Origin of the sequence: Streptomyces sp. NRRL B-3229 (assembly GCF_000719505.1) — a bacterium.
GTDB lineage: Bacteria > Actinomycetota > Actinomycetes > Streptomycetales > Streptomycetaceae > Streptomyces > Streptomyces griseorubiginosus.
Map to the genome: position 1 here is coordinate 57,593 of NZ_JOGP01000026.1, position 11,867 is coordinate 69,459.

Genomic DNA, 11,867 nt, shown 5'->3' on the forward strand with positions numbered 1-11,867 from the left:
GACGGTTCAGTGCCTTCCGGGGCCGTTCGCGGCGGACTCGTGGATGGCGTCCAGGACGCCGTTCTGGGTGCCGAGGATGTTCTGGAGGTTGGTGTGGGTGCCGTTGGCGACGCCGACGATGGCGTCCGTGACCGCCTGGCCGGTGTCCGTGACCGACTCGCGCTCGGACTTCTCCTGCGGCTTGACCTCGCGCGCGAACTCGTCGTCCTGGCCGGGCCAGTCACGGGTGAGGTTCACGGCGGACACGAAGTCCCGCACCATCTCCTGGGCCAGCGAACTGATCGCGTCGACCTGCCGGACCCCGGCCTGGATGCGGCCGGGGTCGGCGAAGTAGGCGTTGCTGTCAGCCATGGCGGTGCTCCTCCTCGGGGTCCTCGGTGATCTCGTCGCCGATGTCGTCGTGCCGGCGGCGCCCGGCGTCCCGGCCGGGGCCGTCCTCCAGGACGGCCGGGCCGAAGATCCTCGCCCAGTCGACGTCGACCCCGGTCAGTTCCGGCACCCGCTCGCTGGGCAGGGTGAACGGCTCGAAGAGGTCCATGACCTGACGGGCCATCACCCCGCGCGCCTCGGCCGCCGCCTCCAGCACGCTCGCGGCCAGCTGCCCGGCCGGCATGGTCCGGTACCGGTCCTCCAGGAACCGCAGCCCGGTCAACTCGCCCTGCGGGCCCACGGTGACCTCCACGCTGCGGTCCTTGGACCGTACGGTGACGGCGGCCTCGGCGAGTTCGGCCTCCGCGCGGGCCACCGCCGCCCGGGTGGCGTCCAGTTCGGCCATCGCCTCGGCGAGCCGCTGCTCGTAGCGGGATCCGCTCACCGCCCGCTCACCGTCCGATCACCGAGGGCGCCCCGCCCTCGTCGGCACCCCACACGTCCTCGTCCTCCTCGTCGGCGAGCCAGCTGGCCCGCTCCTCCGCGCCGGAGCTCTCCGTCCTACGGCCGTCCCGGCGGCCCGCGTCGGACTGCGGGGCGAACGGGGAGCCCGTCGAACTGGTGCTGACCCTGGTCCGCCCGGTCGTCGTCCCCTCGGCCTCGTCGTCCTCCGTGGACCGGTTCTTGCCGGTGCGGCGCGAGCGGCCGCCCAGGGGACCGCCCGCTCCCGGTTCGGTCAGCACGTTGCGGACCCGCTCGCCGGTGCCGGACTGGCCCCCGGCCGCGCCCGGAGCACCGCCCATCGGCATCATCGGCATCCCGTTCGAGGCAGCGGACTCGCCGGACGCGGCGGACGTGCCGGTCGGGGCGCCGAGCGCGCCCGAGGTGTAGGGGGAGTCGTCATATCCCTCGAAGGACGGGCCGAGAAGGCCGCTCGATCCCGTCGTACCGCCGCCGAGGCCGCTGAAACCACCGAGCGAACTGAGCGAACCGGTGCCGTCGAGCCCGGTCAGGCCGGAAGTCATCGGGGTGCCGGAGCCCGTGCCCAGGGAGTGGGAGAGACCGCTGAGGTTGCTGTTCAGGCTGCCGAGGCTGTCGCTCAGGTGGTCGAAGTCGTCGAGGTCGCCCAGGTCCAGGCCGTGGCCGGGATCGCCGAGGCCGCTCAGACCGCTGCCGAGGTCGGTGGTGGTGACGTGGCCGTCCGGGTCCGTCGTGGTCGCCACGCCGGTGGCCGGGTCGACCGTGGTGACCGTGCCGTCGGGGTATTTGGTGGTGAGGGTGCCGTCCGGGTTCAGCGTGGTGACGCTGCCGTCGGGGTTGGTGATGCTGTCCCCGGCGTCCAGGTCCGTGGTGGTGGACTTGCCGTCCTTGGTCGTGGTGGTGATCCTGCCGGTGCTCGGGTCGAAGATGCTGACCGAGCCGTCCGGGTAGGTCGTGGTGAGCGTGCCGTCCGGGTTGAGGGTGGTGGTGCCGCCGCCGGGGTTGGTGAGGCCGGTCCCCAGTCCGGAGCCCAGGTTCAGGCCGTCGCCCAGGTTGCTGGTCAGCCCGGTGTTCAGGTCGCTGAGGTTGCCGAGGCCCGCGCCCAGGTTGGAGGTGAGGCCGTTCAGCCCGGCACCCAGGCCCGTGGTCAGGTCGTTCAGCCCGTTGCCCAGGTTGTCGCCGAGTCCGGTGAGGTTGTCGCCGAGACCGGCCAGGCTGTCGCCGACGCCGGAGAGGTTGTCGCCCAGGCCCGAGATGCTGTTGTTGATCCCCGTGTTGAGGTTGTTCAGCGCGTCGTCGAGACTCTGGCGGAAGTCGTCGGTCGAGCCGTTGTGCTCGTCGTTGCCGTTCTGGTGGTGCTCGTACTGGTCGGTCAGGGACGAGGTGTCCTTCGCGTCCAGGGGCTCCTCCAGTGGGTCGATCGCCGCGATCCACGCGTTGTTCAGGTCGGACAGCGCCTGCTTGGCGAACGGGATCAACTGGCTTTCGATGTACGTCGTCCAGCGCCGGACGGCCGCCTCGCCGACCTTCTTCCAGTTGTTGACGTCGTTGAGGTTGCCGTAGACCGGGTGGCTCTGCTTGAAGTTGGCGGTGGCCTCGTAGCGCGGGCTGCCCTGGACCTGACGCGTGCCGACCTGGTGGACGTTGTTCTCCAGGACCCACGCGGTGAGTTCGTCGAGCATCTCCAGCAGGCCCCGGTGCGGGTCGTGCTGGCCGGTGTTCGCCCAGGCGATCCAGGCCGTGCGCAGCACGAGCGTCTGCCGCCACAGGTCCTTCTGCGCCTTGATCAGGGCGTCGGAGTACGGGGAGCGCGGGGTGTAGTAGTCGAGCGAGGTGTTCTGCGCGGTGTAGGTGGCACCGCCCATCTGCTCCACGTACGCGTCGTAGTTCTTGCGCAGTTGGTGCACCAGGTCGCGGAAGACACCGGCCGCCTGCCCCTGCCAGGCGCTGTCGTCGCCGCCGAGGGAGTCCTCCCACTGTTTGAGCACGACGGCCTGGTCCGCGAAGAACTTCTTCGCCCGGTCGAAGGACTGGGCGGTCTGCTCGAACGACTTGAGCTTGACCGCGTCCTTGTCGGCCACGGAGGCGCCGTTGTAGGAGAACCCGGCGGTGCTGTGCGCGCTGTCCGCCGCGAGCGCGTCGAGGGCGGCCTTCGCCCCGCTGACGTACTGGCCCAGCGTGGTGTTGTCCCACTGGTCGCCGTAGTGACCCGTGAAGGGCGTGCCCGAGAAGGTCTCGCCCGCGTCCAGCAGCCGGGCGCGGCCGTTGCCGTCCAGGAACACCCCGATGAACACGATGTGTGCCTTGTACAGGTTGAAGTCGTCGCTCTTGTGGTCCGAGCCGTCCTTGCCCCCGGACGTCCCGACGAACGTCAGGATGTAGTCGTCGCCGCTCGCCACGTGCCAGCCGCTGATCGCGGTGTAGTCGGCGTCCGACAGCTTCCGCATGGACTCCGAGCGGATGTCCATGCGGAACAGCGGGATGCCTTCCTTGCTCTTCAGTTTGTCGAAGAGGGTCGCCCGGCTGGGCATGGGGTAGCCGGTGAACAGCGTCACCGCCTGGCCCCAGTAGTCGTCCTGGTCGTAGGGCATCAGTTGTCGTCTTCGTGGCCGGAGGAGGTGGTCTGGTCCCCGGGGTTCTCGCTCATGCCCTCGTCGACGTCGGAGAAGACGTCGAGCATCTGCTCCGCGCCGATGGAGTGCAAGCTGCTGCCCTGGGTGTTGAGCATGGTGCGGATGGTCTGCTTCATGTCGCGCTCGATGTCGCCGAACAGATCGACGTGTTGCGCGAAGACGGCGTCCACGCTCTTGGCGGCGCCCGTCGCGGCGGTCAGCAGCGACTTGCCGTGCAGGAAGTCGTCGGTGCCCATCGAGCCGATGGCCAGCGCCTGGTTCTGCTGGAGCGAGTCCGGTGTGGTCGCCCCGTCCACGATGCTGCGCAGCGCCCGGATCCCGCCGCTGTCCGCCGTGCTGTCCCGGCGGATGGCCTTGAGCGCGGTGAGGAAATCGGCGAGGTCGTTGTCGACGAAGCGCTGGAGCGCGGGGCCGTCGAGATGGGTGAGGTCCGCCATGGTCGTCGGTGCTCCCGCTAGCGGCCGATGCCGACTTCGGACCACATCTGCGTCAACTGGTTCTCGCTGTACTGGTACTGGCCGGAGATGTCCGTCAGCAGCGAGGCGTGCGAGGTGAGCAGCCGCTCCATGTTGTGCACGGCCGCGTCCCAGGCGGCCTGCTTCTGCCGGTACATGTCGGCGTCGTTGCCGTACCAGGACTTGACGAGCTCGTTGAGCTCCGCCTCCAGGGAGGCCAGGGTGTTCGCGATCGCCTTGGTCTGCTGGACCATGTCGTCGGCCGCGTTGTTCATGTGGTTGTAGTCGACGTAGATGTAGCCGTCGTTCAGGTCGGACATCGAAACCTCGCTCGGTGCGGTGGACGGAGGGGACTTCAGCCGATGAGCTGGTCGAACGCCGACTGGGAGGCGTTGTAGGCCTGGTTGATGGCGTCGTTGGAGGAGCCCTGGGCCTTGCCGTGCTCGACGAGGCTCGTGTTGAGCTTGTCGACCATGTCCTCCAGGTTGCGCAGGATGGTGTTGCACTGCTCGTCCCACTGCGCGAGCAGCGCGCCGAACTGGCCGCCGTCGCTGCCCTGGTAGCCCGAGGACAGGGTGGCGCGGGTGTTGTCGACGTCCTGGCGGGACTTGAGGATGCCGCTGAAGGCCGCCTCGAGTGCCTGGATGCCGTTGCGGGTCGCCTGTTCGTTTGACTGCTGGCCACCGGCCATGGGGACCTCCCGTTCGGAGTGCGCGTAGGGGGCGGGGCCTCCGCCCCTAGGGGGGTGTGGGCGGAGGCCCCTCAACCCGTACTACGGAGTGGGTGGGGCGCCGGGTTCTCGTGAGGACGCGTCAGTTTTGCTGCGAGGAGGGGGAGTCGGAGCACAGCGGGCCCGTGGTGCGTGGCCGGCCCGCTCCCGTCGCCGCCGCGGGATCCAGGTCCGGGCCCGTCGGCAGCATCGACAGCAAGGGCGCGGGCAACGACCGTACGGCGGAGTCCGTCTGGCCCAGCGCCTCCAGGGCCGCCGTCGACGGCACCCGGTACTTCACGCCGTTGTCGGCCACCAGATAGGTGGTGTCTCCCACCGCGCTCCCGTCCGCGCCCAGCGCCCGCACCAGGGCGCCGTGACCCGGCCGTACGACCACGCCGTCCACCCGCAGACAGGCCGGGGCGACCTGGTCGGTGGGGGCCGCCGTGACCGGGCCCAGGTCGGTGACCGGTACCAGGACCGAGGAGACCCGGGTGCCGTCGGTGCCGGGCTCCACCCGGGCGCAGGCAGCCTGCCGCGCGGGCACCGGCAAGGCCCGGGGCGGGGCGGCGGGCAGGCCGTCGGCGCCGGGGGAGCGGCCCGCGCTGCCGGGCGCGAGATGCTGCTTGAGGGTGTCGGCGCCCAGGTCGGCGGCGGTCGGGGAGGAGCCGCCGTACGCCTTCTCGCGGGTGGCGGGGTCGCCCAGGACGAGGGCCGCCTCGGTGTCGGTGAGCGGGGCCAGGCCCTCCTTCCGCAGCAGGTAGTACGGCCGCTGGGCGGAGCCCGGCACGCTCACCCGGAACACCTGGCCGACCCGGCTCGCCGAGCCGCCGAGGGCGGGGCCTGCGGAGCCGAGGCCCGGCACCTTCGGCGCGGCCAGGTCGGGGCCCTCCACCAGGGCGTCGAGGAAGGCCGCCGAGACCGGGCGCGGGGTGACGGTGCCGTAGCCGAGGGAGACCGCCGCGCCGGACTTCGCGTCGAGCCGCAGCCTGCTGCCCTGCCACACCAGGTACACCGCGTCGTCCGGGCCCTGGACCACCACCCCGTCCCCGGGGCCGATCCCGTCGGACGCGGTCGGGCCGCCCGCGATCAGCGCGGTGACCGCCGAGCCGTCCTCGTCGAGCGCCGAACACACCTGCCAGGCACCGGAGTCGAGGTTCCCGCCGCCCGGCAGCGCGTCCGGGGCGCCCGGGATGCCGACCGGCGCGCCGACCGGGGTGTCACCGAGGGAGGCCGTGGAGACGTCCTCCGTCTTCAGCTCGTTGCCGCCGATCAGCCGCGCCGAGGCGTAGTTGCGCACCGGCCGCAGCCGGCCGTCGTAGTAGAGGTAGCGGGCGCCGGTCTCCCGGTTGACGACGAGCGTGCCCGAGCTCCGCCAGGAGTCGTTGCCGCCGGGCGAGACGAGCCCGTAGACCACAGCCCCGGCCGCCACCAGCACCGCCACCACGATCCCGGTCACCGCGCCCCGGGTGGTGCGCCCGAGGGGGCTCTCCGGGGCGTCCGGGTCGGCGAGCAGCATCCCGGAGGACAGCCGGTTCATGACGAAGGCGTGCGCCTGTACCTGGTCGCGCTTGGACTGCATGGTTCCCGTCCCCCGCTCAGCCGCTGATCGCCCGCAGCGCGCCGAACACGCCGAGGGTCCACAGGGTCAACGGCAGGACGGCGACGGCGAGTCCGGAGTGCAGCAGCTCGGCCGCCCGCCCCCAGTACGGCAGCATGCGGCGGCCCGGCATCGTCCAGGACGCGATCGCCAGGACGGCGGTCAGCGCGAGCAACCCGGCCACCAGCAGGGGCCGTCGGCCGGCGCCGACCGCCTCGGTGGCGGTGACGACGAGCAGGCCCGCGCCGAGCGCGCCCGGCAGCACGAGGGCCATGCGCTGCGGGACGTTCACCATGCCCCGGCCGTGCAGCAGCAGGAGCAGCGACAGCACCCCGGTGGTGAGGGCCTCGGGCAGGTTCGGGCGCATCGACAGGGTGGCCAGGCAGCCCGCGCAGACCGCGCCGGTCGCGCCGTACAGGGCGGTCATCCAGCCGCTCGCCAGCTCCGTGCGGGTCGCCACGTCCCGGCCCCGGTAGGGCTCGATGCCCTCCTGGAGCTGCTGGGCGCTGCCCGGCAGGGCGGGCATCCGCATCCCGGCCAGCCGGAACGCCAGCGCGGGCACGAACCCGCCGACCAGCACGACCAGTGCGGCGAGCCCGGCCGCCGTACCGTCGACGGACAGGCCGAACACGCCGATCGCGGCCCCGGCGAGCGCCGCGCACACCCACACCAGCGCGGTGCCGAGGAAGAGAGGCGCGGCCACCGCCGCCACCGCGAGGGCCAGGACCGCCCCGCCCGCGCCCGCGGCGCCCGCCGCCAGCAGCCGTGACCCGAACACCTCCTGACCCTGCGGCCCGCCCAGGTCGCCGCCCGGCACGAGGAACCCGGCCAGCGCCAGGAACGGGCCCGCCATGAAGCCGAGGGCCGCGCCGGCGGCCCGGTCGCCCACGGCCCGGGCGGCCGACGCCGAGCCCGCGAGGAGCAGCAGCCCGGTCGCGCCGGCCGCCGTGGCCCGCACGGCAGGCGAGCCGCCCGGCCAGGCCAGCACCCCGAGGCCGAGGGCGAGCGCCGCCACCGCGAGTGCCAGCAGCAGCTTGCGGCCCGCCTGAGGGGTCCAGCCGTGCAGCCGGTCCCGGGTGACGTTGGCGATGCCGTCCACCAGGTCGTCCAGGCGCACCTCCGGCAACGCCGCGTCGTGCGGCCGCAGATGGAGCACCTCGCCGTCTTTCAGGTCGAGGGACTTCAGGGTGCCCTCCTCGTCGAGGGGCCGCTCACCGAGGCGTTGCAGGACCCAGCCGCCGTGGTCGAGGCCGCTCTCCTCGACCTCGGTGCCCTCGCCCGCGTACCGCAGCAGGGTCGGCAGCAGGTCGGCGACCGGCACGTCCGCCGGCACGGCGAGGTCGATCGTCCGGGCCGGGCCCCGGACGGTGAGGTGGCACAGCTCGGCCACCTGGTGGTCGGTCATCGAATTCTCCTGGCACAGATCCTGCGGGGCTCCCCATCCGTAATACGGAGTGAGACCCCTCGCGCGTTCTCCCGACCACCGCTGCTTGCTTGAGGAGCCCCTCCGTTGAGCGTCGTCCTGTTCCGCCGACCCGCCCGCCGCCGCGGTCCCGAGATGCCCGAAGGGGAGCTGACCCTCCAGGAGCCGCCCACGCTCCCGGAGACCGTGCCGGACACCTCGGCCGTGTGGACCTATCTGCCCATGGCGATGATGTCCGTCTCGATGATGCTGGTGTTCATCCGGCCCGGCGGCACCAGCAGCGTCTTCAGCTACCTCGCGCTCGGCATGATGGTGCTGGCCTCCGGCGCCATGATGGTCGGCCAGGTGATGCGCAAGAGCGGCGAGCGCAAGCAGCGGCTGCACGGCGAACGCCGGGACTACCTGCGGTACTTGACCCAGACCCGCGCCAAGGTCCAGCGGGCCGTCATCGAGCAGCAGCAGGCCCTCGCCTGGCGGCACCCGGCCCCGGTCGCACTGCGCTCCCTGGTGCGCACCACCCGGCTGTGGGAACGGCGGCCCAAGGACGACGACTTCGGCGAGGTCCGCATCGCGGTCGGCGAGCAGCAGCTGTCCATGCGGCTCAGCCCCCTGTCCACCAAGCCGGTCGACGACCTGGAACCGCTGTCCGCACACGCCCTGCGCCGCTTCGTACGCGCCTACAGCACGGTCCCCGACCAGCCCATCGGCCTGTATCTCCGGTCCTGGTCACGGGTGTTGCTGCGGGGTGACGAGGAGGCCGTACGGTCCCTCGTGCGGGCCGCGCTGTGCCAGCTCGCGGTGTTCCACGCGCCCGAGGACCTGTGGATCGCGCTGTGCGTCTCCGACGAGCGCCGCGGGCAGTGGGAGTGGGCCAAGTGGCTGCCGCACACCCTGCACCCGCAGGAGCGCGACGGCGCCGGGCCCGCCCGGATGGTGGCGTCCGCCTTCACCGACCTGGAGGACCTGCTGGGTGCGGAGTTCACCGAGCGGGCCGCCTTCGACCCCGATGAACTCCCGGGCCGCGACGAGCCGTTCACCGTGATCGTGGTGGACGGCGTGACGGTCCCGGCCGGACACCGGCTGGACGGGCCGGGAGCCCGTAACACGGTCGTCCTCGACCTGTCCGGGGCGCTGAGCTGGCGGCCGGGACGGACCACGCTCCGCCTCGACGTACGGCCCGGCTCGGTCAGGCTGGTGCGCACCGACCGCAGCCGCAAGGAGCAGTCCACCCCGCTCGGCCGGCCGGACGCGCTCGGACAGGCCGGGGCCGAGGCGCTGGCCCGGCTGCTGGCGCCGTACCGGATGAGCCTGAGCGCGGACGCGGCCGAACCCCTCGCCAGCGACGTGCAGTTGACCACCCTGCTCGGCATCCCCGACCTGTACCGGCACGACCCGGCGACCCTGTGGCGGCGCGCCACCGGGGCCGCGCGGCTGCGGGTGCCGGTCGCCGTGGGCGCCGACGGACGGCCCGTCGAACTGGACATCAAGGAGTCCGCGCAGGGCGGAATGGGCCCCCACGGCATGCTCATCGGCGCCACCGGCTCCGGCAAGAGCGAACTCCTGCGGACCCTGGTGCTGGGGCTGGCCCTGACCAACTCCTCCGAGACCCTGAACTTCGTCCTTGTCGACTTCAAGGGCGGCGCCACCTTCCTCGGCCTGGACGGGCTGCCGCACACCTCGGCCGTCATCACCAACCTCGCCGACGAGGTCGCCCTCGTCGAGCGCATGCAGGACGCCCTGCACGGCGAACTGATCCGCCGTCAGGAGCTGTTGCGGGCCGCAGGGAACTACAGCTCCGCCCTCGAATACGAGAAGGCACGCGCGGCCGGAACCCCCCTCGAACCGCTTCCCAGCCTGTTCGTCGTCGTCGACGAGTTCAGCGAACTGCTCGCCGCACACCGGGAGTTCATGGACCTGTTCGTGATGATCGGACGGCTGGGCCGCTCGCTCGGGGTGCATCTGCTGCTGGCCTCGCAGCGGCTCGACGAGGGGCGTATGCACGCCCTGGAGAGCCACCTGTCGTACCGCATCGGCCTGCGCACCTTCTCCGCGATGGAGAGCCGGGGCGTGCTCGGGGTGCCGGACGCCTACCAGCTGCCCTCGCAGCCCGGCGCCGGGTTCCTCAAGAGCGGGGTGGAGGCACTGACCCGGTTCCGGGCGGCCTATGTGTCCGGCGCCTACCGCACGAGGCGCGGCGGGGTCGCCCAGGCCAGGGTGGCGAGCCAGATCGTGCCGTGGACGGCGGGCTGGGTGGTGCCGAGGGCCGTCGCACCGGCCGCGCCGGTCGTCACCCCGGACGAGGAGTCCTCGGACACCCTGCTCTCCGTCGCCCTGGACCGGCTGCGGGACTCCGGGCCACCGGCCCACGAGGTGTGGCTGCCGCCGCTGGGGGCGCCCTCCACGCTGGACGAACTCCTGCCCGGCATCGCGGAGGACCCTGCACGCGGACTGAACGCCACCGGATGGCCGGGTGCCGGACGCCTGCGGGTGCCCGTCGGACTGGTCGACAAGCCCTTCGAGCAGCGGCGGGACCCGCTGGTGGTGGACCTCTCCGGCGCCGGAGGGCACGTCGCCGTCGCGGGCGGCTCGCAGAGCGGCAAGTCGACGGTGGTACGCACCCTGATCACCGCGCTCGCTCTCACCCACACCCCGCGCGAAGTCCAGTTCTACTGCCTGGACTTCGGCGGCGGCTCACTGGCCGCGCTCGCCGGCCTGCCGCACGTCGCGGGGGTCGCCAGCCGGCTCGACAGCGAACGGATCAGCCGGACCGTGGCCGAGGTGAACACCCTGCTCGCCGACCGCGAGCGGTTCTTCCTCGACCACGGCATCGACTCCATGGCCGCCTACCGACGGCGGCGCGCGGAGGGCGAGTTCGCCGACCAGCCGCACGGGGACGTCTTCCTCGTCGTCGACGGCTGGTCCACGGTCCGCCAGGACCACGACAGCCACGTGGCCACCTTCAACCAGATCGCCGCGCGCGGCCTCAACTACGGGGTGCACCTCGTCGTCACCACCGCCCGCTGGGTGGAGCTGTCCGCGCAGATCCGCGACCAGGCCGCCACCCGGCTCGAACTGCGGCTCGGCGACACGATGGACTCCGTCGTGGACATCCGCAAGGCGGCCTCCGTGCCGCGTACCGGCGGACGGGGCCTGACGTCGGACGGCAAGCTGCACTTCCTCGCAGCGCTGCCCAGGATCGACGGCAGCCCTGACACGGACGACCTCGCGGAGGGCGTCGCCGACCTGGTGGAACGGATCGCCGGCGCCTGGTCGGGCCCGGGGGCGCCGCCCGTGCGGATGTTGCCACACCGCCTGCCGCTGTCCTCCCTCCCCGAGCCGGAAGTCGCCGAGGGCCTGCGCATCCCGCTGGGCCTCGACGAGGAGAAGCTCGCCCCGGTCTGGCACGACTTCTCGCGCACGCCCCACCTCGTCGCCGTCGGCGACACCGAGAGCGGCAAGACCAACCTGCTGCGGCTGGTCGCGCAGGCGGTGACCTCCCGCTACACGGCCGCGGAGGCCCGGGTGCTGGTGGTGGACTACCGGCGCGAGCTGGTGGACGCGGTGCCGCCGGAGTACCAGCTCGGGCACGCGGTGTCCGTGGACTCCCTGAAGGAGCTGGTGGCGGGGTCGGCACGCGCGCTGAAGACCCGGGCGCCGGGGCCCGACATCACCCCGGCACGGATGCGGCTCGCCGACTGGTGGAAGGGGCCGAGGCTGTTCGTGTTGGTCGACGACTACGACATGATCGGCGGCAGCAACGCCTTCGACCACCCCTTCGCCCCGCTCTTCGACCACCTCGCGCTGGGCCACGAGGTCGGCCTGCACGTGGTGGCGGTCCGCTCGGCAACGGGCGCGGGTCGCGGCCTCAACGACCAGCTCCTGCGGCGGTTGGACGAGGTCAACACGCCCGGCCTGCTGCTGTCGTGCCCCCCGTCGGAGGGCTACGTCTTCGGCAACACCAAGCCACGGAACCTCCCGGCGGGCCGAGCGCTGAGCATCGTACGCCGGAAGGCGACACTGATTCAGACGGGGCTGGTGGGGGTGGAGGGCTGATGGGCAGTGTGGTGGGCCGGGATTGCGGTGCCCGGGTGGGTGAGGGTGGAGGGCTGGCGGGGCGGCGTGGGCTGGGCTTGCCCCGAGGGCCTTTTCAGGGCCGGCCTGCGGTGAGGGCTTTCAGAGGCGCGGGGAACTGCGCGAC

Annotated in this window: 9 protein-coding genes; 1 reads left to right on the top strand and 8 read right to left on the bottom strand. The window is 72.4% G+C overall.

Features of this window, described 5'->3' with window-relative positions:
• Nucleotides 1–6: 6 nt before the first annotated feature.
• From IF54_RS0132380 to eccD, 8 genes are all read right to left on the bottom strand, one after another.
• A complete protein-coding gene (locus IF54_RS0132380) occupies nucleotides 7–351 on the bottom strand; it encodes a hypothetical protein (RefSeq protein WP_030325299.1) in 345 nt (114 codons plus the stop codon).
• Nucleotides 344–775: a YbaB/EbfC family nucleoid-associated protein gene (locus IF54_RS0132385; protein WP_051735625.1), complete on the bottom strand. Its 432-nt coding sequence runs from the start codon at nucleotides 773–775 to the stop codon at nucleotides 344–346. The genes IF54_RS0132380 and IF54_RS0132385 overlap by 8 nt, the downstream gene beginning before the upstream one ends.
• A gap of 46 nt (nucleotides 776–821) precedes the next feature.
• On the bottom strand, nucleotides 822–3,440 hold the full coding sequence (locus tag IF54_RS0132390) for an AAWKG family protein (RefSeq protein ID WP_030325302.1): 2,619 nt from the start codon (nucleotides 3,438–3,440) through the stop codon (nucleotides 822–824).
• A complete protein-coding gene (locus IF54_RS0132395) occupies nucleotides 3,440–3,919 on the bottom strand; it encodes a type VII secretion system-associated protein (RefSeq protein WP_030325305.1) in 480 nt (159 codons plus the stop codon). The genes IF54_RS0132390 and IF54_RS0132395 overlap by 1 nt, the downstream gene beginning before the upstream one ends.
• Nucleotides 3,920–3,936: 17 nt before the next feature.
• A complete protein-coding gene (locus tag IF54_RS0132400; RefSeq protein WP_030325307.1) occupies nucleotides 3,937–4,257 on the bottom strand; it encodes a WXG100 family type VII secretion target in 321 nt (106 codons plus the stop codon).
• 35 nt (nucleotides 4,258–4,292) lie between these two features.
• Nucleotides 4,293–4,628 carry a hypothetical protein gene (locus IF54_RS0132405; RefSeq protein WP_030325308.1) on the bottom strand — a complete coding sequence of 112 codons (336 nt, stop codon included), beginning with the start codon at nucleotides 4,626–4,628 and terminating at the stop codon, nucleotides 4,293–4,295.
• Between the two features lie 121 nt (nucleotides 4,629–4,749).
• Nucleotides 4,750–6,228: a type VII secretion protein EccB gene (gene eccB / locus IF54_RS0132410; protein WP_030325310.1), complete on the bottom strand. Its 1,479-nt coding sequence runs from the start codon at nucleotides 6,226–6,228 to the stop codon at nucleotides 4,750–4,752.
• A 16-nt stretch (nucleotides 6,229–6,244) separates the two neighbouring features.
• Nucleotides 6,245–7,651 carry a type VII secretion integral membrane protein EccD gene (gene eccD, locus IF54_RS0132415; RefSeq protein ID WP_030325311.1) on the bottom strand — a complete coding sequence of 469 codons (1,407 nt, stop codon included), beginning with the start codon at nucleotides 7,649–7,651 and terminating at the stop codon, nucleotides 6,245–6,247.
• A 153-nt stretch (nucleotides 7,652–7,804) separates the two neighbouring features.
• Between eccD and IF54_RS0132420 the strand changes: the two genes are divergently transcribed.
• A complete protein-coding gene (locus IF54_RS0132420; RefSeq protein ID WP_037820961.1) occupies nucleotides 7,805–11,722 on the top strand; it encodes a type VII secretion protein EccC in 3,918 nt (1,305 codons plus the stop codon).
• Nucleotides 11,723–11,867 lie beyond the last annotated feature (145 nt).